Raw genomic sequence first — 23,751 nt, forward strand, 5'->3', positions numbered from 1 at the left:
TAAAGGAGTCCTGTACGTACAGGGCTCTATTTTTGTGCCGTAATTCAAAACAATAGATTATGGCAGCAGAAATAATCAGTTCCATACTGGACGGCCCAAAGGGCGTATATCTGGTAGTTGACGCCACCGACATGAAGGCGGCGTTTCAGGAATTTCTACGCATTACACGTGAAGCCGAGGACGAGCAGAGGGCTTATGACGACGAGCTTGCGACGGTTACGCGCGAGGAGGCCTGCAAAATTTTCAACCGTTCATACAGTACCCTTCTCCGCTGGGAGAAGGACGGTTACCTTGTGCCCGTAAAGATAGGCAAGACACCGCTTTACAAGATGTCGGATATAAAAGACGTGTTGAATCAGAAATTCGGTAACTCGTGAGATTCCGGGTTGTAAAAACTTTAGCCGAGCGCGACTTATTAAAATTTAATTAAGGCTCCATCCAGGAAAGTCTTGGTTCCCTTATAACCTGACTCACGATGATAGCGGATTGTTTATATACACTTGGTGCCGAATCTTCTAAAAAACAGGCATATGTCCTGTCGTATTTGGAAGATGCAGACTCTTGTGGTATCCGTGTCCGGAATTATCTGGGTTCTGGAGTGTCACTGCTCTTTAATAGAGAATGCGCGGTATGTCTGATAGTTTATTTGTTCAATCCATTCCCAGTTATAGGGAGTGCAGCCGCCGGAATAATCATTCGACTGGTCTGGGTGGAACCGGCGGGTTTATCTAAAAAGGATAAGTATTCAAAGTGCGATCAAATGGCTTCACTGCAAAAGGAAACTGCGACCGATGGATGTGAGGCAGGTATTAACCCGCTTGCCATTTCATTATGGAAGGCACAACACTTATGCTTATGAGAAATTCTCTACCAGCCGTTGAGCCGTCGCGACTCTACACCCGTCAGGAGGTTGCAGCCATGTTCGCCCTCTCCGACATCGAATTGTTCAGCTATGCCAGTGATCCTGAAGGATTGCGCTATGAGATTGTTCCGGCCAGTCCTTACCCGCTTTTCCGTGGAAGCGAACTGCTGCGGTTCTTCTCAAACACCTACAAGCTATGCCAAGATGGATGCCTGTCTATGAAGACGATATGACACACTGGCTATGGGATAACGCGCAACGTTACCAGTGGTGGCTTGAAATAAGGTTTCGAGCCGCCAAGACTCCCGGCATGAGGTATGTGGGTGACACAAACATCCGCATACGGGTGACTTACGGAGAATGGCCTGTGACTATTGCCTATCTTGGTACGCGATGGCACGCAGATGAGAGAGCTGTCATATCTTTTCTGGAGGCATTGGAGGAGGACGGTCTGATTACCCGTAGGAAAAACGGGCTTGTAACCGTTATATCCGTCTGCGGCTTTGAAAAGTATTGCTTCAATATGCAGAACAACGGAAAAGCACCATTGCCGGAAGGTTCGGTGGATATTGAGTATGAAATGCAAAATCCGGAGCATGATACTCCGCTGGGCTGTATATCTGATGAAACGCAAATCGAAAAGCACTATGCAACGCGGAGTGATACGGCAGACGAAACGCAGAGCCGGACGCGGCCATATTTACATAAAAGAAAAGAAATAAAAGAACTTTTAATTGATGGTAAACGCGAGCGCGAAAAAGATTTTTTAGAAAAACTGAAAAAATCGGAATCCACGCTTGAAGGGATGGCTATGAGCCTGCACTGCGAGTTGTCGGATCTGCTGGCGGTAGCCGATGATTTCAGTAATGCAACAATCACTACCGAGGACTGGCATCCCACGTTCTCGGCTTTCAAGAAACACTTTCTCAACTGGGCCCGGATGAGAATAAAAAAATCAAAAGATGAAGTACCCCAAAAGAATAAATCCGCAGGAGGCTATCAGCCAAATGCGGTACGCCGCAGAGGGCCGGTTACACCCGATTGCGGACTTAACGAAGATTGACGCCTACAAGCAGTTCTTCCTTGGATGCGCAAAAAAGGTATGCCCTGGCTATGTTGTCCGCGACGACCAGCGCAAGATTCTCAACGACATCGTGCATTGGGCGTTGAAAGACTATCACGGCAACCTCGATCCGGACCGGGGGCTATTGCTGTGGGGCGACATAGGCACCGGAAAGTCAACGCTCCTAAGGGTAGTCCGGCAATTCTGCAACGAGGTACACCCTCCCCGTGACGGTATGCGCTACTGGTTTCGCATGACAAACGTAATCGACATCTGCGCCGAGTTTTCCGATGAATCGCGCGACGGCGGCTATTATGCCCTCCAGACCTACATCACAAGCTCCCGCCAGGCTTTCGATGAACTTGGTAGCGAAACAATACCCACCGGACGGTGGGGCAACTTTGAGAATGTGATGCAATATGTCCTCCAGCGGCGTTATGACCTGCGCGACAATCAGTTCACACACGCCACTACCAATCTTTCCCTGCAACAGCTTTCTCAAGTCTATTCACCCAGAATCTATGACCGCTGCAAGGAAATGTTCAATTTTGTGGAGATTCGCGGCAATACTTTCCGAAAAACCTACACTCCGGGGGGCGATGGCTAAACGAAGATACGAAAAAAAGGTCAATATCTCTATGATTGACCGTAACAGGCTATATACCATTTCAGAGGTGGCCCGGATAATCGGAATCAGTCGGTCGTATTTCTACTATTGTTTCGACCATGACGAGCGGTTTCCCAAACCAACGTTCATCAACGGAATCACACGCCTGACAGGTAGCGACCTGATAGAGATTATAGCCCTGCGGCGGCGCAAGGGGCTATAATCCCGGTTCAGTTCCAGATATGCCACGGCGGGGTGCGGCGTTCCGGGGAGGCTATGGTCTCCGACAGCTCAACGGCGAGAAGCCATGCCTCGGTTCGCATATCGTCCATTTCCGCCAATGCCCTCGCTTCAAGGCTATCCCCGGCACCCGATAGCTCGCACCACTGCCGGGCAAAGGTAGAGGGTTGGAAAGCGTCTATGAACGAGAGTATCTCATCAAGGAGTGTTGCCGGGTTGCCGCCTGTCATGTCGGCGCAAAAGCAGAACGGCACGCCGCTCCGAGTCCTGCGCCGGAAATCGAAAGCGGTACAGTCGATGTCTATCACGCTGACGGTCACGCTCCAGCCGCATTTGGCGGCAATATCTATAATGGTCTGTAACAACATATCTAAAAACATGGTTATGTCTGCCACAACCGAAAAGATTGTGGCAGACCGGGTTATATTCCTGAACGGGTCTATTCCTCCGTCGGGTCGAAATCGGTTTCTTCAAGGGCGGCGAGCAGGTCAAGCACCATGCTCTCCGCGTCCTCCATATCAGCCACTATGTCGCGGATATGGTACGGTGCGCCGTTCCTGCCGTGTCCGTCCTCGCCTATCCAGAGGTAGGCTTCCTCGTCGGGGTCGAAGCCCTCGTAATACTCCCTCACTGACTTTATGAGGCTGTCGGGGTCGCCGTCTTTCATTTCGGCGGAGAAGTTGAAATCCTGCCCTGCCTTGGTGGATTGGGAAAACTCGAACTGCCATATCTCGGCCTTGGGATTCTTTGATGTATGGACGCTCCAGCCTTTGGCTTCGGCACATTCGGTTATGCGGTCTATCGTATCTTGAATATCCATGTCGGTATAAGGTTGTGTCAGCCGTGGCACGGTCGCCACGGCTGACGGGTTATCTGTCATTCATCGGGGCGGTCATGCAGTCGGGAGAGGAAAGACTGCAACCGCTTGTCGGCTATCTCCCCTATGGGTCGGGGCTTGAAATACGGCACCTCCGTGACTTGGAGTATTCCGTAGCCATGCTCCCGGCAATCTATCTCAATCCCTGCAAGCTCGTTGAGCGAAACATAGCCATATTCGTCCTCTGCGAGTCCCACGACAATGCAGAACATTATCGTGTCATCGCCCTCCTTGCTCCCCTCAAGCACAAACCACCAGGCGTTTCCTATGGCGAATATCGCCACGCATACGGCGTCCTTGCCCTTTCCGTCCTGGGAGTAGAGGGGGAAGCCCTTGAAGGCTTCCTCCAGTCTTGGTGTCATCAGTCTGTTCATAATCAGTCAAATTCTATTTCATCTTCATACAATTCTATGGTCGCTCCGCTGCTCACCTCTATTATGAAGCGGTAGCCGTTGCGTCCTACAATCGTTCCTCTGCGGTAGCCGCGCCACGGCTCTTTGAGGTCGCACTGCCGTCCGTATTCGGGAAAGTCGGTATCAGTATCGTACATAGTCAGCGGCGTTTTTGAGTTTGGCAAATTCGGGGTCGTAGATGAGTTCCTTGTCTATGAAGTGGCTGTAAGCCTCGGCAGCGAGGCGCGAGGCCCACTCGTTGCGGTCGTCATAGCGTCCTCTGCGGTAGTTGTATGCGAGGGCTTTCATATAGCCGAGAAAGACCTTGAACGCCTGCTGCTGCAGGTAGCGGTGCATGGCAGTCATAGCCATACCGGTCTTTTCGGTGCTGCTCACTCTGCCGTTGACAAAGTTCTCGAAAGTCTTTACAAACTCCTTGTCGCCCTCGGCAATATTAATGAAATCAATGTCTGTGTTCATATCGTTTGGAATTTAGATGGTTGCCTGATTGTAGATTTGAGGTTCTGACGACACATTATAGATATAGTCGCCACAACGCACCAAAAGGCAGTGCTGTCCGTAATACAGCTTTTTCATGCCCCGTACACTCCCGGTCTTGTGGAAGTTCGGGAAGCGGCTTATACCTACTCGCCTCCCTTCTTCAATTGTCATTCTCTTTACTCGCATGGTCGTGTAATACCGGTGTCATAGATAATAGTCTGCTATCATTCCTGCATACAGTTTGTTTCCGGGCGTAAGCCGTTCCACGAAGCGCATAAATTCTGCGGAGTGTTCAGCCGTTCCAAAGTTGGAGCCGAAGTCGGTGATGAAAAGGCTGTCGGTGTCAAGAGGATTGATTATAGCTTTTTGGAGTTGATAGACTGGCCCGGTCCATTCCGTTACGTTATCGGTGTCTATGGCCTCCGCCCTCTCTCTTATAAGCCGTGCATAATGGTGCCGCCATTCGTTGATGCCTCCATTGTAGGTTAGGGTAAGGTCGTTGTTGAGTGTGAACATGCCTTTGGGGAGTATTTCAACAAGTTCCTCCATTTGGCTTTTACGTTCTGCCTCCGCTATTTCGTCCGCATAGCCGATGCATACAGATTCTCCCTCCGAAATGGTTTCGGGATTCATATATTCGTCCTCGTTTATCGGACTTGTGCCTAACTGATAGATTGTGCCGTGCATTGTCTTAAAATGTTTGAGTTGTTATTTTTTTCCCTTTTGTGAAGCTCTTTGAGCTTCCCGGCAGGGCTGGCCGTTTTTCGTGCAATTCGCAACTGCGGCCAAAGGGAGGATAAGGCAAGGGTGAGGTCAGCGGCAAGACCGGGATACCCAAATTTTGGAGGCACGAGAAAATTTGAAACCGAAGGCTCGGTTTCGAGCTGAAGGTTGCGGAGGCTCACGGGCGCAGTCCGCCGACCTCAAACGAAGTGGCCTTTGCCGTTCCTCCCGGACGCGGTAATTTCGCACGGAAAAACGCCAATCCTGTCGGCAGCGAATAATTCACAGGAAAAAATCTTCATAAAAACATCCGCTCCAAAGCGTCAGCCTTGAAGCGGATCAGGGCCATCGTTCCGAGAGCGGTCATCCAAAGACCCGGCGGCACATTGGTATTCCATAGACCCGCGCCCAAAACAGCAAGGCGTGACACGTATATACGCCTCACGCCCCACTGTTCTATAATTCGGGTACTGCCAGCCAGCTCACATTGTCGCCTTGCGGCATGGGTAGTAACGGGTCATACTGCATTAGCTGATATGAGGCTATCTTGAAATCAGCCTCGATTACGGCATATATTATCACCTGTCCTTTTTCCGGCACACACTCCGAAAACCTATGCCATTCGGGACATGGATTTTTGTCAGCCCATTCCGCGCCCTCTATGAAGCAATACATATTAGGCACACGAAAATCGCTGTCCTTATACCGCTCGGCGGCTTCTTTTCGTATTTCCTCTTTTCGGTTCATAATCGTTTCGCTTTGTCAATCAAACCATTCCGGATTATCCTCTTTAAGTTCCTCGATTAATGCGTCATCGGGCAGACCGAGGTTGCTGTCAGCGGTATAGAAGAAAATATCTTCATCGACCTTTTCAGCCTCCTTGTCGGCGAAGCCGTCCGAGCCGTCGGTTGCAGGATAAGGCATAAGGACATCAAGCAGGCTTGTTCCCGCGATTATCAGTTCCTCGCCCTCGTTGCTTCTCACGATACGGCAGGTGTATTCCTTGCCCTTGTAGTTGATTTCAGTTGTAATCATATCGGTATTGTGTTTATGCTCCCTGCGCCTCTGACCGCGCAGGGAGCGGTTTATAAATCAGTCTATATCAACTCCTATAAAGTGCTCGTTGTCAATCAACAGATAGTAGTAGCCGTTGCCACAGCCGCGATACTCCTTGCTAAGTCCGGCTTTGATGTCGCCCTTGCGATAATATCCGTCGTCCTTGTCGGCTATCTCTATCCATAGGGTGCCGTCATAGCCCCGGAAGTCGAACCTGCCGGAATGATAGGCGCACCTTTCGGCAAGTGCCTTGCGAAATTCCTCTACCGCCCACGGCGCATGACGCTCCACGGCTTTGAGGGAGATAATCTCACCATCTATGCGAGTGCCGGTTGTGAGCCGGTTTTCGTAACAGCCCTTTGTAGGGTCTGCCATGAGGCATTTTCGCACGAAAGCCGAGGGGAAGGTGGCACGCGAGGCGTAACGCCTGAACTTTTCCACAATATTTGCTTCAGGCTTCTCCACTTTCACTACTCCGAGCCAGTTGGCTACGGTTGACTGCGGTATGATGTAGCCGCGTCTGCGTGAGCGTGGAGCGAACTCGCATATATAGCCCTGTGTGGAGAAAAACAGGCGTCTGCGTTCTCTGCCCTCGTTGGTGGTAATGTCGTAAAGACCCGAATTGCGGTCGATGATGGTTGCTGCTGCTTGATAGTCCATGTTTTAGTGTTTGAATTTGTTTTTTCCCTTTTGGCTTGAAGCTCCGGGCTTCATCCGCAGGGGGTATGTTTTTTGTGCATACACCACGGCGGACCACCGGGGCGGATTAGACAAGTGTGAAGTCAGAGGGCAAGCGCGGGATACCCATTTTTTGAGCGACAAAAAATGCGGAGGCTCACGGGCGCGGAACTCCGACCTCAAGCGCGGCGTCACTTGTCGTTCCGCCCGTCCGCCGTAGCTTCGCACACAAAAACGCCGCCGCAGGTGAAGCCCGCAGGGTTTTCAAACAAAAAAGTATATCCGGCGACCTTAACCGGCAGGTTGCGGCAGGCCGGATGCCGTTCACGGCATCGGGGTTGCGGTGTTCCGGGCATAGAGCGCGGATCAAGTCGGAAGCCGCCTTCACGGAGGCTTCAGTCTTGTGGCGCGGCCGGTTTACACACGAAAGGCTATATGTGATGTCGGTGTGCCTCCCGGCTCACGGACATGGCATATAGCCCGGATTATCAGGTATTCGGGAGGGAGCGGAGGAATGCAAGGTAGTGAGGCGTGATGCGCTCCATGCGCCCACACCTCGCTCCGCTTTGCCTCGGCTTCAGCCCGGTAGGTTTCCCTAAGATGTATAGATAGATGTCAGAACTCCTCATCGTTGTAGTGGCAAAGGGCACTAATGATATTATCTGCTAATTTACAGAGAGTTATGTTATATTTAGGCTTTAATCCAAATGCTATTTGTGCTACTGTTTGTGGTTCGCAAATCAAAAAAACAATTTTATATTTGGAGGGTTAGAAAATAATTTATAACTTTGCAAAATAATTCATCAAGAAGAAGTAACGCTCTAAATGTTAATTATTCCTAAGATTTTTACACTGCTGAACAATTATCCTCTTGTTGCGTTATACTATAAAAACATATACAACAACTAACAGATGAAGAAAACATTATTGTATTCTTTGCTCGTTGCTTCAATCGCGGGACTTTGGTCTTGTAGTAACGATGCGGATGTTCCTGTCCCACAGGACGAAGAAATTTCGACCAGATCTGGTGAATTGGTCGAATGCCTTAATATTACATATAAAGGCAAAACTTACCAGAATGTGCCAACTTCTTATGACGAGAATGGGGACTTCTTGTTCCTTGACTCGGAGTTCTCGGCAATCTATGCCGAAGAGCTTGCGAACGATTTGGATTGGTCTATCTCTGCCAAAGATTCGCACAACATTACATTCTATCCTGATTTGAAGAATAATCTCGATTCGAATGGTATAGAGGTGGATGAGAGTATTGAGGCTGTTGATGCTGCTCTTGCCGTAGCCCTTACGCGTGCAGGGTACAATGACTTGGCTGAGGTTACATTATATGATGATAGAGACTTCAAGGATAGAAACTATTCTTTCCAGTTGAATGACTCGATTATCTATACTGAGGTGGCCAACTTAAAAAATAAGCCTTGGGAGTTTAACGATAAGTGTTCGTCTCTAATCTTGACAAACAACATGCCCGATGATCCCAATAAAATCTTTAAATTGGGTTATTTTGAATACCCCTGTTCTGAAATTGAGGCTGTATTTATCGGCTACGATGATCGTAATTTCAGTGATCGCACCATTACTTGTGTAGCTCCTCCTACTTCGGTAAAAAAATATCCGAGCCTTCCGGGATTTAATGATAAGATGTCTTCTTTCAAATTATTATTTGCGAAGAAAGGTCAATACCAGCCCTCAATTTAAGGGTGTGATGTATAAATATTATGATTTACCCCTGCCGCAGTAATATGTAGCAGGGGTAAATTTCTAAAATGTAGCTTTGATTCGCTAAACCCCAGTTTTATAAGAATAAATAATGAAATTGATATATAGGATTTGGCTCTTTATAGTACCATTAGTAATATTGTCTTGCAATAATGAGGAGACTGAGCCATCACTCCCCAATTCTCCAAGCTATCGCGACGGCATTTATTCGGGGAAACAACTTGAGTTCAGTGTTGACGGAAAAGAGACCATGACAGTATCCTCTGTAACATTGACTTCAAGGCTTTTAGATGCCAATTTAGACCCCGATAAGGATCTGGACCAAATAGCCCATCCGTCGGATCCGACTTATACGACTACCGTATCGATTGCCGGCTTCCCCTTGGAAGGCGATAAGTCGTCGTTTGTGACTGTCTCCAATATAATGGGGTTCAAAGGCACGACCATGATACAGAATATAGAATATGAGTACGTCGGCGAGTTTACCGGCGATCCCCTCTCGCATCACGAGAATAAAGGTCTTATCCTTAAGCTAACTACAAAATGACATTAAGGATAATCGCCATTATGGCAGGGCTGTTTTGCTTCCCTGCCATCTGTGTTTTAGGTCAAGACGGCTTTGCCACGTCCGATTCAGTCGGCAAAGTCAATGTACTGAAAGAAGTGGAAGTACGGGGTTATGGTGCCGACCGCAACCTCAACGCTCCGGAAATGGGAAGGATAAGCCTAAGTAACAAGATGGTAATGGACTTACCAGTGATGTTTGGCGAACCTGATATTGTCAAGGCATTGCAGACTCTGCCTGGGGTCTCCCAGGGTGTCGAAGGATTCACGGGAATGTATGTGAGAGGCGGAGACAATGACCAGAACCTTTTTCTCTACCAAGGTTTACCGCTTTATCATGTTAGCCATCTTGGAGGCATATTCTCGTCGTTCAATGTCCCGACTGTAAGCCGTGTTGACTTCTACAAGGCCGCATTTCCTGCGCGCTACGGAGGGAGAATATCTTCAATAACTGATGTTGCCATGAAGCGTTCTGATTTTGAAAAGTTTCATGGAAAGTTTTCCGTGGGGTTGCTCAGCGCCAATATCTTCCTTACCGGACCTGTTATAAAAGACCGTACGGCATTTACCATAGGTGTCAGGCGTTCATGGATTGACCTGGTCTCGGCACCGACACTTGCAATAATGAACGCGGTTGAAAAGAAAAAAGGAAAGAAACATATTGCCGGATATAGCTTCACTGACCTCAATCTCCGTCTTGACCACAAGTTTAACCAAGACATGACGGCTTATATAATAGGATATTATGGTCATGACCGCCTCAAAATAGGCCTGCGTGAATTTGAGGGTAAGAATGAGAGCTATGTAGTGGGGCCTGACGGCATACCGGTGCCTGACGACACTGAGTCAACCACCCGTTTCTTTGATGAGGATGTCAATCGTCTGTCATGGGGCAACTGGGGTGTGCTCGGTGCATTCGACTACAGACTCGGACCAGGGATATGGAATACATCTGTATATTACTCCAAATATTCTTCCACCTACCGTCAGGAAAGGGAATATCAGAGTGATCTGGAGGATTCTGACACATACGGATATAACAAAAGTCGGACAAAAAACAGCATCGCCGACATCGGTGTCAGGACAAGCTATCTTGCCGATTTCTCCAAAACTTACAGGCTTCGAGCCGGAATAGAGTTTGTCAGCCACGACTATCTGCCGGAAGGTCTTGTAAACCAATTCTATTCCGACGGGGAATGCAGTGAGGATGACAATAACAGCCCTCATATCTCATCCAATGAACTGGCTGCATACCTTGACAACACTCTAAACTTCAATGACAAGATAGCGTTCAACTTAGGTCTTAGAGGGACATTTTGCCGAATTCAGGGACACACATTTTCCAATATTGAACCAAGGGCATCTCTGAAGATAGCCATAGGGACAAACTATAGCGTCAAGGCAAGCTATGCGAGAATGCACCAATATGTGCAGCAGGTTTCAAACAACTATATAAGTCTTCCAACCGACCTTTGGCAACCCGTCGCCGCAGGGTTCAAGCCTCTAAGAAGTGACCAGTATTCACTGGGATTTTACGGCAACCTTCCATGGTATATGTATTTCTCTTTTGAGGGATGGTATAAGGACATGGACAATCTTCTCGAATATCGTGAAGGCGTATCTGTACTGAATCCCGGACTCTCATGGAATGAGAAACTCACTTCCGGGAAAGGGTGGTCTTACGGGCTGGATTTTAGTGTTACAAAGGAGGCGGGCAGGTTTACAGGCTCGCTCGGTTACGGGCTGATGTGGAACTGGCGCAAGTTTGAGGATTTGAATATCGGAAGAAAGTTCCCTGCAAAGTTTGACAACCGTCACAAAATCAATATAAACCTGTCTTACAAGCTCAACGACAAAATAGATTTCAATGCCGGGTGGACTTATATGACCGGCAACCGGCTCACACTCTCGATGTATAACTATGACATACCTGGGAGCCAGTTCCCCGACGCGCCTACAGTAGGTCCTCCGGGATACGGCAACGAAGTTGACGGAATAGACTATTATTCATCGAGAAACAATGTGCGTCTTCCGGCATACCACAGGCTTGACCTCGGCATGAGCATCTACAAGACATATAAGAACGGACGTTCCGGGGTTTGGAATTTCAGTCTCTACAATGCCTATTGTCGGATGAATGCCATAACTATCAAGAAAGACAATGAGAACAACATTATTGACTCCGCCAACAAAGATAACTGGCACAGAGCGTTCAAGACGTTGAGCTTCATTCCTATAATTCCATCAGTCTCCTATACATATTCATTCTAAAAAATGCGAAACAAACAATATCTGCTTTCAGCCTTGTTCCCGGTCATGCTTATCTCGTGCTATCACGAGGTGGATCTTGACGAATACCGCGACAAGGACGGCGAGAATATCCTTACCATCAATTCTTTGGTATGTCCGGATTCTTCACTGCAGGTGTCGGCGACAAAGACCTATTTCTTTTCCGACATCCATAACGACAGGACATACGTGAAAGACCTTAACATATTGGTTAAGGTAAACGAAGTTGGAAGAGGAATCATGGAATATGATAAAACAAGAAATCTATATATATCGGATATAAAAATACAGTCTGGTGACAGGGTTACTATCAGCACCGAATACTCAGAGACCTTCGTCTCCGCATCCGACATTATGCCGGATGCGGCCAGCATAGAAGGAGTCTCGGTAGAGCGGCAGGGTCCGGTAAGTATCTATACCAACTCAGACTTTATATTCACGTATGGCATTACGTTTACAGACCGTCCGGATGAAGACAATTATTATTTTCTGCAATGGGACGCGGTGGAGCGAGGCAAGGACATCAGGATGGGAGAACGAGACTTTACCCATGAGCTTGTATTTCAGCAGCTTGCCAGCCAAATCCATTCCACACTTCCAGGATGGGAGCCATATTCACCATACGGGCTTCCTTTTTCTGACAAAGGGATTGATGGTAAAGAACACACCATTGTAGTCAAGGAAATAGTGCAGATGGTAAAAGGGTCTAATGAATGGAGAAAAACACAGATGAAGCGTGGATTCAGACTTTATGCAATCTCCAAGGCATATTATGACTATCTTGTAAGCGTTCTGATAAACCAGACGGGAGAAAAAGGGCTGCAGGGTGGTATGATTGACCTCGGCATTGCTGACCCGGTAAAGGTTTTCTCTAACATAGAGGGCGGAGTTGGCATATTGGGGTGCTATACTATGGCAGAAAGTGAGATTGATGTAATGAAGATTGTAGGACCATTTCCAACTGAATAAGATGAGATGAACAATATGAAAAGACTTTTGCTTTTAGTAATTATATCAGTATATGCTGCAATATTGCCGGCTTACTCCCAGATTGACACCGACACATTAGAGAAGGCGGATACCTTATCTGTTATATCTTCGGGCAAACTCCGGTTTCAAGACTCACACACTGTCTCGGAGGTGGTTCCTCCAGACAGTATTGATGTTGCAAGGTATCGAAAGAAGCATTTCTGGCGCGCTGCCGGAGAGACTGTCGGTTTCAATATCGGTTTATGGGCGTTCGACCGTTATGTGCTTGACGGGCACTATGCCTATATATCATGGAGCACCATCAAAGAGAATTTCCGGCACGGCTTCGAGTGGGATGACGACCATCTGCATACCAATATGTTCGACCATCCCTATAATGGATCAATTTTCTTCAATGCAGGGCGTTCCAACGGCTATAATTTCTGGCAGTCGGAACTGTTTGCCATAGGAGGCAGTGCCATGTGGGAGATGTTCATGGAGTGTGAATACCCCTCTACAAACGATATAATAGCCACCCCTGTGGGCGGTGCCGCTATCGGAGAGGTGCTTTACAGGGCTTCCGACCTTATCATCGACGACCGAGCATCGGGTGGGGAAAGATTTGGAAGGGAGCTTGCTGCATTCGTTGTTAACCCCATGAGGGGACTTACCCGTATATTTTCCGGTGATGCCTGGAAAAAGCGCAATACTCCCGGACGCAATTTCGGAATTCCCCCAATCAGTGTAGAGCTATCGTTAGGCGGACGATTGCTTACATTGTGGGATAATGACGAGGGTACCAAGGCAGGCGTTGCGGCGGAAGTAAATATAGAGTATGGCGACAAATTTGCTGAGACAACGAAAGCTCCATACGATTATTTTACTTTCTTGCTTGAAGTACAGGGAATAAAATCTCAGCCGCTTTTAAGTCGTGCAGAGATTGTCGGCAGACTTCTTTCAAAGGAGATTGTGGATAAAAAAGATTTAAACCTAAATGTTGGTCTATACCAGCATTTTGACTTTTTTGACTCTGACACAATCCGCGAAGAGAGAAACAGCTCGAAACTGTTTCCATGCGCCGTACCGTACAAGCTGGGTGCCCCAGCTTCGGTCGGAGGCGGCGTTATGTTCAGATACAAGCCATTGCCGATAATGAGAATTGACGGTTTTCTGCATCTAAACGGTATAGCTTTGGCGGGAATCCTTACCGACTTCTATCGTGACTATCACCGCAACTACAACTGGGGATCAGGATTCTCAATAAAGGCGGGAGCAAATCTTAATCTTTGGAATGACAGGCTGTCGTTAAGGCTTGCAAACCAGTTTTACAAGATTTATACATGGAATGGCTATGATTCTGATTTTGATTGGTCAACTACACCAGAAGGCAAGCCTGTCAATGTGCAAGGTGATTCCTCTAATTCTTCATTCAATCATTTTGAGGCATCATTTAGCTATGACATTTGGAAAAGGTTGTATTTCACGGCAGGATTCGATATGTATATCAGAAATACCAATTATGATGGATTGACCATAAGAGATGGGGGAACATCAACCATAAGTCCTCATATAGAGAGCAAGCAGCTTGGGTTTCACTTGATGCTGACATACAAGTTTTGAGTCCATATATAATATAGGTATTCACAAACCTATTATCTTGTTTTACTAAATTGGTCAGCAATGAATGTTATTCACTAATTAAAATAGTCTCCCTCGTTTTTCAGATACAGAAATCTGTCAATTAGTAGCAGTCTTCCCCGACATCCTGATTATATGTAATATCCTATGGGGCTTATTTGATAAACAATTTTCCAAATCAGTCTGGCTGACAGGTTTCCAAAACCGGCGGCTTTTGGTCGGGTACGAGCAAAAGCCACCCCGCACCATTCGGTTTGGGGTGGCTTGCTCAAACATTTGCCTATCGCTTAGGCGGCAGCTTCTTCGGTGTCGTTGTCAGTTCCCTGCGGTGCGTCCTCGGCAGGGTCGGGTTGAATGACCTCGGCTTCTTCGGTGGTTTCTTCGGTGGTTTCTTCGGGTGCTTTATCGGCAGGTTCAGCCGCAATTTCCTCGGCAGGGTCGGTCACGGCTTCCTCCGGCTCGTCGGCTTCGGGCGTTTCGGCAGTTTCGGGAGCCTCGGGTTCAGCCTCCGGCAAGTCGGTAGGTCTGAGTTGCGCTATGCGCTCTTCAAGGCGTTTGTGACGCTTCTCGTATATCTCGTTGTATTGGCTCTCGATTGCCGCGAACTCGTCCGGCATGTGCTTCTTGGCGAAAGCGAAAAGGAGGCCGGATATTGCGTTGGTGCGGTATGCGCCTTGGAAATTGGCGATAAGGAAATCCCTGCGGATAATCGCCTTGGTCTTGGCGTTGAGTTTGGCGATGATTGCCATTTTCTCCATGTCGTCGAGAGCCTTGTATGGGTCACGGTCGGTCAGACCCACGGCCTCGTAATGCTCCCTGCGAAGCGATGAGAGCAGGAAGAAATATATCATCTTGTCTTCCTCGTTGGAGAATTTCGCCTCGGTGATGTCAACCTTTTTGATTTGCTCCTTTGTGTCGGCGATTGTATGCTCAACGGCTATCTCCTTGTTACGCATATCCTTTGCCTTCAAGTCGGCTATTATCGCGGTGGAGGCACTGCCGTCCTCGCGCTGTTTTACGGGCACAGCCTTGTAGCCGAGGGTCACGTCATTGCGCCCAACCCATATATAGAGGGTTATTTCTCCTGCCTCGCTCTTTGAGAGCAGTTCGGCACGTTCAGTGTAATACTCCTGCATTTCCTCTTGATAGTCCTGCACCATATCCGCGTATTCCTCGTCGGTATCATCTTCCTCCCTCTGCGGTGCGTCGGGTTCGGTCGGGAAGCGTTTGGGATAATCGCTTACGGTCTCTATCTCGTAGCCCATTTCGGCAAGGCGCGAGGCAACCGCCTCGTTGGTGTCGTATTGGTATTGGCAGAGGTTGGCTTCGGGGTATTCGGCAAGCATGGATACTGCCTTTTCGGCGAGGTATGCGGTGTGCTTCTCTTTGAGGCATGAGGATTTTGCGCATTTTCCCTCGTAGCCCTCTTCCACGAAAAGGAGCAGATTGCAGGTGTTGTGGGGGCATGAGGCACACGCTGATTTGTCGAAGCTGTAACGGCAAAGCTCGGTTGTGAAGTCGCGCTCTATCATCTGCGCCACCTTAGAGGCGTTCATGCCACGCCAACTATTGTACGGCAGACCGTCTTTGAGGTGCTTTTCGTAAACCTCACGCTGGATGTCCTCGCCGTAACGGCATATCTCGGAGGCCACGCTGACGGTGATGTCGTCCGTGTCAAGCAATGAGGCTATTTCGGGTATGAGGGTCGTAAGTTTCATTCGGGTGCGGATATAGGCCACGCTCTTGCCTACCTGCACGGCGAGTGACTGCGCGTCGTAGCGTCCGCTCTCTATGAGGCGACGGAAAGCCGAGGCTTCCTCCATAGGGGCGATGTCCTGCCGTTGCAGATTCTCGGTAATCGCCATTTCCTCCGCCTCCTTGTCGGAAAGGTTGTCATATATCTCTGCCGGGATTCCCGTCTGCTCGGCTATGAGCGAGGCGCGGTAACGCCTTTCGCCGAACACTATCTCGTATCGGTCGGTGCCGGGTATGGGGCGCAACCCTACAGGCTGTATCACCCCGTGCTGACGGATAGAATCGGCAAGTTCGGTAAGAGCCTGCTCGTCGAAACTCTTTCGGGGGTTGAAGCCACTCGGCTGAATGAGCGAGAGGGCGATTGTGGTCACGTTTACTGCGTTGTTGGCGTTGGTATGGTTTGCTGCTTCCATAATTAAAAGGGTTTTAGATGTTTGAGAAATGTTTGTTTTTTCCCTTTTGTCTGAAGCCTTGCGGCTTCTCGCGTCCGGGTGATTTTTTCGATACAATCAGGACGGAGGGCACAGGGGGCGCAAGGCAAGCGTGGCAAGCGAAAAAATACGGAATACCCGATTTGGCACAAATCGCGGAAGGCTGCCGGATTTTTTCACGCAGGCAAGCCGAAGGCGGTCGCTTGCCGCCGTCACCGCCAGCCGTAACTTTGTAACGAAAAATACACGGGCGCGAGAGCCACGGGCCGACAGAAGAGAGAATCCCCATGCTCGCGCACAGAGATTCCCGGATAGCAAAGAAATTGTCCTATTATTTGGAATGGCAGTAAAATGGAAGCCGCAATAATGAGTGGATAATGAATGTCCCTGCCAGAACATCCTGATGCTAATCTTGTCTTTTGCCGGAGGCTGCAGCCGCCAGTGACAGTTTGCGGAACCGCTTTAGCAGCGGCTCCAGCTCCAGGGAGGCGCGACGGGCGCGAAGCCCCGCCGCCTTGTTACCCTTGTCAAGCTGCGACGAGGCGTCCTTCATAAACGAGGTGGTGAGAGTTTCGATTTGATTAAGAAGATCCTTCATAAGCGTTAGTTGTTTTGGAGTTGATATAATCGTGTTTACGGGTTGGTTGAATGATGAATATTGTTTACAGCAACGGTATCTCGAAAGAGCTTACCACGCACTGCGCGTCGCGGTCGGTGATAAACCAGTATTCCGAGCGGTAGGGAGTGCCGCTTTCCGATACGGCCTCGTACTCTATCTTGACCTTCCAGCCGCTGAACGGCTTTCGGGGAGCGTCCGGGCCTTCCAACGACATAAGGGAGCGCATGGCCGACATAGAGGACATCTGCCTCTCGACAAGCTCCCGGAGGGCGGGATTGTCAAAGTCCATGCTGCCGAGGTTGTCGGTCTGCGACATCACCCTCTCGTTTACCTTCATCATAGACACGGCTATCGCCATCTTTTCCTCGTCGTCGATGTAGCAGCGTCCGAAAACGCTGTCCGGATCGCTGACGGCAATCACCTTCACCGATTCAGGATTGTCAACCGAGGCATGGAGGGCGGTCTGCGCCACTCTTACGGCCCGCTTCTGCGGCTTCTCGCGCCAGCACACGGCCATCGCTATAATCCCCCAGACCAACGCGCCGGAGGCGAGCATTATTGCGAGTTTCGTTCCCGGCCTCATACCTTGATAACCTTTGTCTTGTCGGGTGATAGGCCGAGCTTGCGGCGGTATATCGCGCCGTTCTCGCCATACATCTCTATCTCGCGTGATGTAACGCCGTCGGCGCATATCTCGCGCACGTCGTCGAGCGTCATCAGGTGGCCGCCTATGTTGCGCCATATCACGAAATCGCAGGGATTCCCCTCCTGACGGTAGTTGGAGCAGTTGAACGCCTTTGCTCCGACACGGATCTCTCCGCCGCACCGGGGGCAACGCGCCACAATAGACTCCATTGATATAACCCCGTCGTCACCCATGACAAGCACCGTTGGAAAAGCCTTCCACTCCTTGGTGGCGAAGCCGTCGAGCAATATGCTCCGCTTCTCAAGCAGTTTCGCAATCTCGTCATCGGACATCTTGCGGTTGCCGATCACACCGTTGATGAAGAGGCCGCACTTGCCGTCCTCCCCGGTATTGTTCTCGCAGCGGTAGCCCTTGCAGGTCTTTACCACGTTGCCGCCGCACACCGGGCAGCGGCCGATAATCTTTGTTTCGTTATCCATATTGAAATGTAAAAAATTTGATTGTCTTCAACTGTATTCTCGTTATCTGTATTTGATGGTGTTCCACTCCCACACAAGATTTTCGGCGATAGCCTTTCCCGACATCACCGAGGCCCAGCCGTCCGGGTCGAGAGAAAACCAAAGGTCGTTCCATGAGAGCGTGCGCACCTGCCATGCCAGCAGCCACAGGTCGGTGTTTATCGTTTCGAGGCGCGTAACGACCTCGTTGGCGATATAGTACCGCTCGGCGGAGTTGAGCAGGTTGACCTTGTGTTTTTCCTTGCTGTCGTCGGCTCCGGTCACAGTGTAGCTCCCGGAGGTCACAAGCTGTTTCATAAAGGGATATAGAGCAGCCATCTGGGTCGCCGCGTCGGTCAGCTCGTCCGACACCAGCAGGGCTATCGCCGTGCCTTTGAGGTGTCCCGGCACCGATTTTCTCAGCAGGTCGCAGTTTTTGGGGATCTCCGTCAGCACCAGTTCGCCCGCGCGCTTTATCTGATAAAGGTTCTGCATCGCGCCCTGGGCGTTGGAAAGATACTCCAGCATCTTGTTTTCCACGGAGTGAACCCGGTCGAGGGCCACTGTCACGGCTGCCTCGGCAGCTATTATCCGCTCCTGGGTGGTCTTGCGCTTCTTGTGTATGCTTTTCAGCTCGGCGGTCTGCGCTATCACCGCCGCCGTGAGCGTAGGGTCGGTCTGCTGCGCCGTTATCTGCGCTCCCGGAACCGACAGGAGGGAGAAAGCGAGCAACGCCGGAATCCCGACCTTATATGGCTGTAATATTGTCGTTATCTTCATCGGTCAGTCACATTTTAATGCCGGAATTGCGTCTTTCGGCAAGGTTATCGTCACGTTCATGCTTGGTAGGCATTATCTTAGGCTCGGTGCGTCTGCCTAAAAGACAGTCGTTCCAGTCCTTGAAATCCTTTGGAGGCTGCCACTGCCCCATACGGTAGCGCACCGGGATATGGGTGCCCACCTGCGTGTATATGGAGCGTTCAGGTGACACATCGAAGTTCTTTCCTTTCGCCTCCACCATAAGCCCGGAGTCGGTCTTGGTGATTTTCAGCGGAATATCCTCCACCAGTGCCATGAGGCGCAGGCCGTTGACACGCCCGGCAAGGTCGTTGTCGAAGCAGTCATACGCCCGTGCGTTGGGAAAACGCTCCATCACCCCCTGCACCTGACGGTCGGAGAAAGTGCCGCCGAGCGACACAAGGGCGATGTCCTCGCCCAGCCGTGTGCGGTTCATCTGAAAGAAGGCCATAGCGTCGAAGGCCGATTCACAGAAGAACACATGGCGCACAAGCCCGTTCCTGCCGTGCGAGAGGTCGGCCACCCATTCGGCGGTGGAAGAGTCGGTGCCAGCCGCCTTGGACTTGTAGCCGCCCATACCCCGGATTTCATAGCCCCTTATCTTGTCGCTGTCGGCGGCAGTATAGGGAAAGCCGATATTGAAGCCGTTGAAATTCTCGTTGCGGCGGTCTGAAACGAGGTAGATAAAGGGAGAAAGTGCCTTAACCGTATCAGCCGAGAGGCCGCGCTGCGAGAAGAGGCATGGAATCCGGTCGGGGTCTATCGGACGGACGCTGTAACGCTTCGAGTCGAACACCTGCGGTGCCGACGCGGCCCTCACATAGTCGCGCTCCCTGCCGTAGTCAGGTTCAGGCATATTGGCGAACTGCGCCATAACCTTGGCTATGCGCTGCCACTCATTCTGCCCGGAGGCGTTGAATGAGTTGAGATTCTCGCGTATGAAGCTCACCACGTCACCCTTGGAGCCGTCGCGCCGGAAGAATGTCTGCGAAGCCTTGTCACGGCGGTTGCTTACAATTATCGTATCGCGTTTATCCTTGCCCTCGCCCAGCACAAGCTCTATGTAGCGTCCGACCCCGGCCTTGCGGTCGAGGCGGTAGCCCAGCGAATAGGCCACGTCATCGATGCCGACACGCGCCTTCAACGCCTTGAAATCTATTCTGTAGTCACCCGGTGCCATAGGATTATGCGATTGACAGTGATTTGGACGCCTTGCGTTCTATGCCGGCAATCTCCGACCCGTAGTGCTTGCGGATGGTGCTGCCGAGAAATGCGTGCTTCTCGCGCTCGTCCGTGAGTTGGAAATACATACGGGCTGTTGACCGCTCAATCGGTTTCATTCCGAGATCGACGCCGTTGTAGGAGGCGCGTATGGCGAAATCGCCGGAGCGGGTCTTCACTATGGAGGCGTTCTTGAAAGGGCATATCTCGTCCTCCAACGGAGGCACCCACGGGTCATTCTTCGCGAGATATGGCTGCTCGCCCAGGGCAAGACGCTGTGCGTCCACCCTGTCGAGTATCATTTCCGAAGCCTTGTTGACATCGGCCATCACCGACACTATGAATTTCGGTTCCTGCTTCAGCACCGTAATCCAGGAATCGAGATAGGCGGCCGAATTGTCGGTGACGCTCGTGTCGAATCCCATCGAGTGGGAGATCATCGCGGCGGTAAGCTCCGCCACAAGCTCTTCCTTGGCATATTTCGGGTCGCCGAACTTCGACCCCGCCTCGCGGTTGAGCCTTTCGGGTGTCATCGTCGAGTGGGCCATCTCGTGGAGCATGGTCGAATAGAACTCCATGCCGTCGCGATATACCTCCTCCGGCGTCGTGCCGGTGTTGAACTGCGCCTTCATCGGAAGCATCACTATGTCGCGCGATGGGGAATAGTATGCCCCCTTCTCCTTGCGGTCGGCCTGTATGGGGCAGAGCCAAGTCTGCTGCGCCACCATGTTGTCGAGGGCGGAGTGCGCGTACATCCCTTGCGTGTCGCGTATCTCCGGCACCTTGAAGCGGTCGAGGAGCTTCTGCATACGCTCCGGCTGCGCCTCGCGGAAATTGGTCTGGTCGAGGTTATACACCGGAAACGCCTTGATGAACGGTATCACGTCAAGTTTTTTCCGTTCCTCCTGCGACATGGCCCTGTACTCGTCCGAACTAATCTTCTTTCCGTCCTTGTCACGCACCAGCATATCCCAGTATATTACGGGAAAGGCCTTCTCGCCTTTGAGGACGTGCGCCTTGAAGTTGTGCGCCTGCTTGAAGGTCAGGAAAACCGGAAGCTCGTAGCCCTTCATGGCCGAATGTAGCTGGAGGAAGAAGGAGTTTGAGCCGGAGTAGTTGCGCCCGGTCACGTTCTGGGGCAGGCCGACGGAGGACGCGCCCCCGATCCATCCCTGCCGCCAGTCCGACGCCTTCATACTCTCCATGCGCTCTATCATCATCTGTGCGAAGCGGTCGAGGGCCTGCTGTCCGGAACTGTTGAACCCGTCAGTTCCAGATGCCATAGTTCTCGTCGTCTATGAGCTGTCGCTCCATCATGTCAATCTCGGTTTCGTCGTAGTAGAACTCCGCCGACTCGTCGGACGGCTCAATGCCATGCTGTTCGCACCATTCGAGGTATGACTCTGCGTTGTCGCTCTCCAGCATGAAGCGGAGATGTCCTATCTGTCCGTCCTGGAGGAGCTGCACAAGCTCGTCGTATTCTAATCTTGCCATTGTGGTATTGGTATTCTGTTAAGTGATATGATGTGTTATACTTTCATGGAGGCAGACTTCTCCATTGACAGCGGCGCGGCCAGTTTTGCAGTTATCTCCTGTCCGAGATATTTGGCGGCTATCTGCTCGCGGGTCGCGCTCTTGGCCTTGAAGAGCGAATAGCCGTCGTCGAAGGAGATTTCCTGCTTCGACGTGCGCCCGCGTCCTTCGCCGAGGTCGGCCGACACGCGCCATCTGCCGTCCGAGCGGTCTTTGGCGACGCGGACACCCTTGGGGTCTATCCCTTCGGGGAGCCGGAACTGCGCGTAGTGGGAAGGCAGATGCAGACGCTCGCCGAAATTGCGCTCTACGAGCTGGCCGGGCGTCATAACGCGGTCGAAGTAGGCGTTGAGGTCTTCGCGCGACGCGGGGGTTGACATCTTCTTGTCGCCCACCTGAGCGTAGAACTTGTACCTGCCGTAGTCGGCGCGTGTTTCGTCGGTTTCCTTATACACGTTGAACTTGTCTATCGTGATGGGGCCGGACGGCCCGGCAAGTCCGTTGGGATATTTGAAGGCCTCCTCGGGTACCCTCGGCATGAGCTTTGTCGGGTAGTAACGCTGCATTAGCTCCGGCACGGTGATTTCTTTCTTGTCGTAGGCGGCTACATCGGCGGGATCCATCTTCTGCGGCTTCAACTGCTCGCCGTTGAGCCTGGCGGTGAAATACCAGTCCTGCGGGTTGACATTGCTTTGGTAGGCGTGGCCGTGCGTCACCTTGTCGCCGTTGACAGTCACCATCTGCGGCTCGCGGGGCTTGCGCTCCGCCTGGGTCTCGCCCTGTGCGGCTGACTGTGATTCGGCTTTCTTTTCCTTCGGGGTTTCGCCGTCGGACGATGCCCTGACGGTCTTTGCCGGCTCCTCCTGGGGAGCTTTCTCTTTCTTTTTCTTTGGCATATCTTTTTCTTTATGGGTTGGTTCCTTTGTTTCCTTAAATTTGCGGATATTATAGCTTGGGCTGTTGGAGCGGAGCATATCGACAGTATCCTTTGCATACATGAGGTATGGCTCCACTCCGTCGTAGCCGGGAAAATCACTTATCCGTTTTTCCTCCTTGTCAATCCATTGCTTGATCCTGTCGGCCCTGCGGTCACAATCCCCTTTCAGCAGAGATTCCTTTGTCTGGATTCTTTTTGTCAATGGATTGTAGAAGGATTCTCCGTTAACTATTTTCTTGGCGATTTTACGAGGCACATTGAGGATTTCTTCTACAAAGCTGCAATCTTCCTCGAACATGGCCTTGTCAAATTTACCCTTCATCATCGCAGTTTCATTCCCGACTGCCTGTGCTCCTTTTGTGTGGGATCAAGCTTTATGGCGCGTTCCTTGGAATCATGCTCGACTATTTTCTGATACTCCCAGCGGTTCTTGTCTGTCATTACCAGACCGATATATTCGGGGTGGAGGTCGTCGTAGCGGAGCTTCTGCTGACGCTCCCATTCCTTCATGTCGCCCTGCACGACCCTGAAGCCCTGCGGTTCCCTGAGGTCGATGCCTACGGTGACTTTCTCGCCGCCTACGTTGAGTTCCATAGGCTTCCCCTCACGCACCTGCTGCTTCTGCTGCGTGCCGAGTTCGATGTCATTCACCTTTTCCATGTCCTTGAGCCGCTGTTCAATCTGCACCTCAGTCACACGGCGGTGGATTATGGACTTTGTTTCCGGGTCGAGCTGGAGATAGCGGCGTGTTTTCTCGCCGTCAATATCGACGGTCTTTTGCAGCACGTCGCCACGACGGAGCGCGTCTATCTCCTGCTGTGACAGCCGGAGTTCATTGTTTCTTTCAGGTGAAAGCTCACGCTGCACCGGATAGGCTATCAGTGTCGGGTTGCCGTCCCTGTCGGCGGCGAGCTGGAGTTTGAGGGGTAATGTTATCACCATGCCATTCCTGGCAGGTAACGACACCTCCATAAGCGGCGTCACTTCTCCTTTAATCAGCTTTTCCTTAACCTCTTGCGGTAATTTTTCAACTTTTTCACGGTCAAGGCCCAGTTTTGCCAACTGTTCATATGGGAGCTGATTCGATAAAATTGTGTCCGAATCTTTCATACGGGTTCTTT

General features: G+C 50.7%; 32 protein-coding genes. 11 read left to right on the forward strand and 21 right to left on the reverse strand.

Features of this window, described 5'->3' with window-relative positions; all coding sequences use genetic code 11:
* Window positions 1–59: 59 nt before the first annotated feature.
* The 6 genes from E7746_RS02085 to E7746_RS02110 all read left to right on the forward strand — a co-directional run bounded on the left by E7746_RS02085 (window position 60) and on the right by E7746_RS02110 (window position 2,755).
* Window positions 60–377 (forward strand): helix-turn-helix domain-containing protein, encoded by a 318-nt coding sequence (locus tag E7746_RS02085; RefSeq protein WP_123397026.1) that lies wholly within the window; start codon window positions 60–62, stop codon window positions 375–377.
* A 98-nt stretch (window positions 378–475) separates the two neighbouring features.
* Window positions 476–859, forward strand: coding sequence for a hypothetical protein (locus tag E7746_RS02090; RefSeq protein ID WP_136409703.1), 384 nt, complete (start codon window positions 476–478; stop codon window positions 857–859).
* A complete protein-coding gene (locus E7746_RS02095; RefSeq protein ID WP_136409704.1) occupies window positions 856–1,095 on the forward strand; it encodes a hypothetical protein in 240 nt (79 codons plus the stop codon). Before E7746_RS02090 ends, E7746_RS02095 begins: the two co-directional genes overlap by 4 nt.
* Entirely contained in the window at window positions 1,092–1,925 is an 834-nt protein-coding gene (locus tag E7746_RS02100) for a hypothetical protein (RefSeq protein WP_238337302.1), read from the forward strand. The genes E7746_RS02095 and E7746_RS02100 overlap by 4 nt, the downstream gene beginning before the upstream one ends.
* Window positions 1,870–2,532 (forward strand): P-loop NTPase family protein, encoded by a 663-nt coding sequence (locus E7746_RS02105; RefSeq protein WP_136409706.1) that lies wholly within the window; start codon window positions 1,870–1,872, stop codon window positions 2,530–2,532. The genes E7746_RS02100 and E7746_RS02105 overlap by 56 nt, the downstream gene beginning before the upstream one ends.
* Window positions 2,525–2,755 (forward strand): hypothetical protein, encoded by a 231-nt coding sequence (locus E7746_RS02110; RefSeq protein ID WP_123476121.1) that lies wholly within the window; start codon window positions 2,525–2,527, stop codon window positions 2,753–2,755. Before E7746_RS02105 ends, E7746_RS02110 begins: the two co-directional genes overlap by 8 nt.
* Window positions 2,756–2,762: 7 nt before the next feature.
* On the opposite strand, the gene E7746_RS02115 is transcribed toward E7746_RS02110, so the two are convergent.
* The 11 genes from E7746_RS02115 to E7746_RS15200 form a co-directional block, all read right to left on the reverse strand.
* Window positions 2,763–3,140: a hypothetical protein gene (locus tag E7746_RS02115; protein ID WP_136409707.1), complete on the reverse strand. Its 378-nt coding sequence runs from the start codon at window positions 3,138–3,140 to the stop codon at window positions 2,763–2,765.
* 71 nt (window positions 3,141–3,211) lie between these two features.
* Entirely contained in the window at window positions 3,212–3,592 is a 381-nt protein-coding gene (locus E7746_RS02120; protein WP_123476125.1) for a hypothetical protein, read from the reverse strand.
* A 56-nt stretch (window positions 3,593–3,648) separates the two neighbouring features.
* Window positions 3,649–4,011 (reverse strand): DUF2958 domain-containing protein, encoded by a 363-nt coding sequence (locus E7746_RS02125; RefSeq protein ID WP_238337303.1) that lies wholly within the window; start codon window positions 4,009–4,011, stop codon window positions 3,649–3,651.
* A gap of 14 nt (window positions 4,012–4,025) precedes the next feature.
* Window positions 4,026–4,199: a glyoxalase gene (locus E7746_RS02130; RefSeq protein WP_135993058.1), complete on the reverse strand. Its 174-nt coding sequence runs from the start codon at window positions 4,197–4,199 to the stop codon at window positions 4,026–4,028.
* On the reverse strand, window positions 4,186–4,521 hold the full coding sequence (locus tag E7746_RS02135) for a sulfide:quinone reductase (protein WP_136409709.1): 336 nt from the start codon (window positions 4,519–4,521) through the stop codon (window positions 4,186–4,188). Before E7746_RS02135 ends, E7746_RS02130 begins: the two co-directional genes overlap by 14 nt.
* 12 nt (window positions 4,522–4,533) lie before the next feature.
* Window positions 4,534–4,728, reverse strand: a complete 195-nt coding sequence (locus E7746_RS02140) for a hypothetical protein (RefSeq protein ID WP_136409710.1) — start codon at window positions 4,726–4,728, stop codon at window positions 4,534–4,536.
* An 18-nt stretch (window positions 4,729–4,746) separates the two neighbouring features.
* On the reverse strand, window positions 4,747–5,229 hold the full coding sequence (locus tag E7746_RS02145) for a hypothetical protein (protein WP_136409711.1): 483 nt from the start codon (window positions 5,227–5,229) through the stop codon (window positions 4,747–4,749).
* 492 nt (window positions 5,230–5,721) lie between these two features.
* On the reverse strand, window positions 5,722–6,012 hold the full coding sequence (locus E7746_RS02150) for a hypothetical protein (protein ID WP_123397037.1): 291 nt from the start codon (window positions 6,010–6,012) through the stop codon (window positions 5,722–5,724).
* A gap of 15 nt (window positions 6,013–6,027) precedes the next feature.
* A complete protein-coding gene (locus E7746_RS02155; RefSeq protein ID WP_123397038.1) occupies window positions 6,028–6,300 on the reverse strand; it encodes a hypothetical protein in 273 nt (90 codons plus the stop codon).
* Between the two features lie 57 nt (window positions 6,301–6,357).
* Window positions 6,358–6,981, reverse strand: a complete 624-nt coding sequence (locus tag E7746_RS02160) for a hypothetical protein (protein WP_123397039.1) — start codon at window positions 6,979–6,981, stop codon at window positions 6,358–6,360.
* A gap of 506 nt (window positions 6,982–7,487) precedes the next feature.
* Window positions 7,488–7,628: a hypothetical protein gene (locus E7746_RS15200; RefSeq protein WP_238337304.1), complete on the reverse strand. Its 141-nt coding sequence runs from the start codon at window positions 7,626–7,628 to the stop codon at window positions 7,488–7,490.
* 283 nt (window positions 7,629–7,911) lie between these two features.
* On the opposite strand from E7746_RS15200, the gene E7746_RS02165 reads away from it, so the two are divergent.
* The 5 genes from E7746_RS02165 (at window position 7,912) to E7746_RS02185 (ending at window position 14,175) form a co-directional block, all read left to right on the forward strand.
* The gene (locus E7746_RS02165; protein WP_123476135.1) at window positions 7,912–8,712 is read left to right on the forward strand and encodes a hypothetical protein; all 801 of its coding nucleotides are present in this window, start codon (window positions 7,912–7,914) and stop codon (window positions 8,710–8,712) included.
* A gap of 112 nt (window positions 8,713–8,824) precedes the next feature.
* Entirely contained in the window at window positions 8,825–9,280 is a 456-nt protein-coding gene (locus E7746_RS02170; RefSeq protein WP_136409712.1) for a hypothetical protein, read from the forward strand.
* On the forward strand, window positions 9,277–11,568 hold the full coding sequence (locus E7746_RS02175; RefSeq protein ID WP_123397042.1) for a TonB-dependent receptor plug domain-containing protein: 2,292 nt from the start codon (window positions 9,277–9,279) through the stop codon (window positions 11,566–11,568). Before E7746_RS02170 ends, E7746_RS02175 begins: the two co-directional genes overlap by 4 nt.
* A gap of 3 nt (window positions 11,569–11,571) precedes the next feature.
* Window positions 11,572–12,555, forward strand: coding sequence for a DUF4249 domain-containing protein (locus E7746_RS02180; RefSeq protein ID WP_136409713.1), 984 nt, complete (start codon window positions 11,572–11,574; stop codon window positions 12,553–12,555).
* A gap of 15 nt (window positions 12,556–12,570) precedes the next feature.
* Window positions 12,571–14,175 (forward strand): DUF3943 domain-containing protein, encoded by a 1,605-nt coding sequence (locus tag E7746_RS02185; RefSeq protein WP_157755851.1) that lies wholly within the window; start codon window positions 12,571–12,573, stop codon window positions 14,173–14,175.
* A gap of 305 nt (window positions 14,176–14,480) precedes the next feature.
* On the opposite strand, the gene E7746_RS02190 is transcribed toward E7746_RS02185, so the two are convergent.
* The 10 genes from E7746_RS02190 to E7746_RS02235 all read right to left on the reverse strand — a co-directional run bounded on the left by E7746_RS02190 (window position 14,481) and on the right by E7746_RS02235 (window position 23,740).
* Complete coding sequence (locus tag E7746_RS02190; protein ID WP_068960312.1) at window positions 14,481–16,361, reverse strand: ParB/RepB/Spo0J family partition protein; 1,881 nt, start codon at window positions 16,359–16,361, stop codon at window positions 14,481–14,483.
* A 424-nt stretch (window positions 16,362–16,785) separates the two neighbouring features.
* Window positions 16,786–16,977 (reverse strand): histone H1, encoded by a 192-nt coding sequence (locus E7746_RS02195; RefSeq protein WP_068960313.1) that lies wholly within the window; start codon window positions 16,975–16,977, stop codon window positions 16,786–16,788.
* A gap of 64 nt (window positions 16,978–17,041) precedes the next feature.
* Entirely contained in the window at window positions 17,042–17,581 is a 540-nt protein-coding gene (locus E7746_RS02200; protein WP_068960314.1) for a hypothetical protein, read from the reverse strand.
* A complete protein-coding gene (locus E7746_RS02205; protein ID WP_068960315.1) occupies window positions 17,578–18,123 on the reverse strand; it encodes a topoisomerase C-terminal repeat-containing protein in 546 nt (181 codons plus the stop codon). The genes E7746_RS02200 and E7746_RS02205 overlap by 4 nt, the downstream gene beginning before the upstream one ends.
* A gap of 42 nt (window positions 18,124–18,165) precedes the next feature.
* Window positions 18,166–18,921: a hypothetical protein gene (locus E7746_RS02210; protein WP_123397074.1), complete on the reverse strand. Its 756-nt coding sequence runs from the start codon at window positions 18,919–18,921 to the stop codon at window positions 18,166–18,168.
* A 7-nt stretch (window positions 18,922–18,928) separates the two neighbouring features.
* Complete coding sequence (locus tag E7746_RS02215) at window positions 18,929–20,119, reverse strand: toprim domain-containing protein (protein ID WP_136409714.1); 1,191 nt, start codon at window positions 20,117–20,119, stop codon at window positions 18,929–18,931.
* A gap of 4 nt (window positions 20,120–20,123) precedes the next feature.
* Window positions 20,124–21,443 (reverse strand): ArdC family protein, encoded by a 1,320-nt coding sequence (locus tag E7746_RS02220; RefSeq protein ID WP_128707320.1) that lies wholly within the window; start codon window positions 21,441–21,443, stop codon window positions 20,124–20,126.
* On the reverse strand, window positions 21,427–21,654 hold the full coding sequence (locus E7746_RS02225; RefSeq protein WP_123397077.1) for a hypothetical protein: 228 nt from the start codon (window positions 21,652–21,654) through the stop codon (window positions 21,427–21,429). Before E7746_RS02225 ends, E7746_RS02220 begins: the two co-directional genes overlap by 17 nt.
* Before the next feature lie 35 nt (window positions 21,655–21,689).
* Window positions 21,690–22,955, reverse strand: coding sequence for a DNA mismatch repair protein MutS (locus E7746_RS02230; protein ID WP_202877166.1), 1,266 nt, complete (start codon window positions 22,953–22,955; stop codon window positions 21,690–21,692).
* A complete protein-coding gene (locus E7746_RS02235) occupies window positions 22,952–23,740 on the reverse strand; it encodes a DUF4099 domain-containing protein (protein ID WP_123612736.1) in 789 nt (262 codons plus the stop codon). Before E7746_RS02235 ends, E7746_RS02230 begins: the two co-directional genes overlap by 4 nt.
* Window positions 23,741–23,751 lie beyond the last annotated feature (11 nt).

The organism is Muribaculum gordoncarteri (assembly GCF_004803695.1).
GTDB classification, from domain to species: domain Bacteria; phylum Bacteroidota; class Bacteroidia; order Bacteroidales; family Muribaculaceae; genus Muribaculum; species Muribaculum gordoncarteri.

What these genes read in the sequence shown, in the direction of transcription:
- E7746_RS02205 (WP_068960315.1), bottom strand. Translation starts at nt 18,123, where the DNA reads ATGGATAACGAAACAAAGATTATCGGCCGCTGCCCGGTGTGCGGCGGC.
- E7746_RS02225 (WP_123397077.1), bottom strand. Translation starts at nt 21,654, where the DNA reads ATGGCAAGATTAGAATACGACGAGCTTGTGCAGCTCCTCCAGGACGGA.
- E7746_RS02200 (WP_068960314.1), bottom strand. Translation starts at nt 17,581, where the DNA reads ATGAGGCCGGGAACGAAACTCGCAATAATGCTCGCCTCCGGCGCGTTG.
- E7746_RS02215 (WP_136409714.1), bottom strand. Translation starts at nt 20,119, where the DNA reads ATGGCACCGGGTGACTACAGAATAGATTTCAAGGCGTTGAAGGCGCGT.
- E7746_RS02185 (WP_157755851.1), top strand. Translation starts at nt 12,571, where the DNA reads ATGAAAAGACTTTTGCTTTTAGTAATTATATCAGTATATGCTGCAATA.
- E7746_RS02085 (WP_123397026.1), top strand. Translation starts at nt 60, where the DNA reads ATGGCAGCAGAAATAATCAGTTCCATACTGGACGGCCCAAAGGGCGTA.
- E7746_RS02230 (WP_202877166.1), bottom strand. Translation starts at nt 22,955, where the DNA reads ATGATGAAGGGTAAATTTGACAAGGCCATGTTCGAGGAAGATTGCAGC.
- E7746_RS02220 (WP_128707320.1), bottom strand. Translation starts at nt 21,443, where the DNA reads ATGGCATCTGGAACTGACGGGTTCAACAGTTCCGGACAGCAGGCCCTC.
- E7746_RS02135 (WP_136409709.1), bottom strand. Translation starts at nt 4,521, where the DNA reads ATGAACACAGACATTGATTTCATTAATATTGCCGAGGGCGACAAGGAG.
- E7746_RS02145 (WP_136409711.1), bottom strand. Translation starts at nt 5,229, where the DNA reads ATGCACGGCACAATCTATCAGTTAGGCACAAGTCCGATAAACGAGGAC.
- E7746_RS02235 (WP_123612736.1), bottom strand. Translation starts at nt 23,740, where the DNA reads ATGAAAGATTCGGACACAATTTTATCGAATCAGCTCCCATATGAACAG.
- E7746_RS02210 (WP_123397074.1), bottom strand. Translation starts at nt 18,921, where the DNA reads ATGAAGATAACGACAATATTACAGCCATATAAGGTCGGGATTCCGGCG.
- E7746_RS02195 (WP_068960313.1), bottom strand. Translation starts at nt 16,977, where the DNA reads ATGAAGGATCTTCTTAATCAAATCGAAACTCTCACCACCTCGTTTATG.
- E7746_RS02150 (WP_123397037.1), bottom strand. Translation starts at nt 6,012, where the DNA reads ATGAACCGAAAAGAGGAAATACGAAAAGAAGCCGCCGAGCGGTATAAG.
- E7746_RS02180 (WP_136409713.1), top strand. Translation starts at nt 11,572, where the DNA reads ATGCGAAACAAACAATATCTGCTTTCAGCCTTGTTCCCGGTCATGCTT.
- E7746_RS02170 (WP_136409712.1), top strand. Translation starts at nt 8,825, where the DNA reads ATGAAATTGATATATAGGATTTGGCTCTTTATAGTACCATTAGTAATA.
- E7746_RS02115 (WP_136409707.1), bottom strand. Translation starts at nt 3,140, where the DNA reads ATGTTGTTACAGACCATTATAGATATTGCCGCCAAATGCGGCTGGAGC.
- E7746_RS02160 (WP_123397039.1), bottom strand. Translation starts at nt 6,981, where the DNA reads ATGGACTATCAAGCAGCAGCAACCATCATCGACCGCAATTCGGGTCTT.
- E7746_RS02190 (WP_068960312.1), bottom strand. Translation starts at nt 16,361, where the DNA reads ATGGAAGCAGCAAACCATACCAACGCCAACAACGCAGTAAACGTGACC.
- E7746_RS02105 (WP_136409706.1), top strand. Translation starts at nt 1,870, where the DNA reads ATGCGGTACGCCGCAGAGGGCCGGTTACACCCGATTGCGGACTTAACG.
- E7746_RS02110 (WP_123476121.1), top strand. Translation starts at nt 2,525, where the DNA reads ATGGCTAAACGAAGATACGAAAAAAAGGTCAATATCTCTATGATTGAC.
- E7746_RS02155 (WP_123397038.1), bottom strand. Translation starts at nt 6,300, where the DNA reads ATGATTACAACTGAAATCAACTACAAGGGCAAGGAATACACCTGCCGT.
- E7746_RS02130 (WP_135993058.1), bottom strand. Translation starts at nt 4,199, where the DNA reads ATGTACGATACTGATACCGACTTTCCCGAATACGGACGGCAGTGCGAC.
- E7746_RS02120 (WP_123476125.1), bottom strand. Translation starts at nt 3,592, where the DNA reads ATGGATATTCAAGATACGATAGACCGCATAACCGAATGTGCCGAAGCC.
- E7746_RS02140 (WP_136409710.1), bottom strand. Translation starts at nt 4,728, where the DNA reads ATGCGAGTAAAGAGAATGACAATTGAAGAAGGGAGGCGAGTAGGTATA.
- E7746_RS02165 (WP_123476135.1), top strand. Translation starts at nt 7,912, where the DNA reads ATGAAGAAAACATTATTGTATTCTTTGCTCGTTGCTTCAATCGCGGGA.
- E7746_RS02175 (WP_123397042.1), top strand. Translation starts at nt 9,277, where the DNA reads ATGACATTAAGGATAATCGCCATTATGGCAGGGCTGTTTTGCTTCCCT.
- E7746_RS15200 (WP_238337304.1), bottom strand. Translation starts at nt 7,628, where the DNA reads ATGAGGAGTTCTGACATCTATCTATACATCTTAGGGAAACCTACCGGG.
- E7746_RS02100 (WP_238337302.1), top strand. Translation starts at nt 1,092, where the DNA reads ATGACACACTGGCTATGGGATAACGCGCAACGTTACCAGTGGTGGCTT.
- E7746_RS02090 (WP_136409703.1), top strand. Translation starts at nt 476, where the DNA reads ATGATAGCGGATTGTTTATATACACTTGGTGCCGAATCTTCTAAAAAA.
- E7746_RS02125 (WP_238337303.1), bottom strand. Translation starts at nt 4,011, where the DNA reads ATGACACCAAGACTGGAGGAAGCCTTCAAGGGCTTCCCCCTCTACTCC.
- E7746_RS02095 (WP_136409704.1), top strand. Translation starts at nt 856, where the DNA reads ATGAGAAATTCTCTACCAGCCGTTGAGCCGTCGCGACTCTACACCCGT.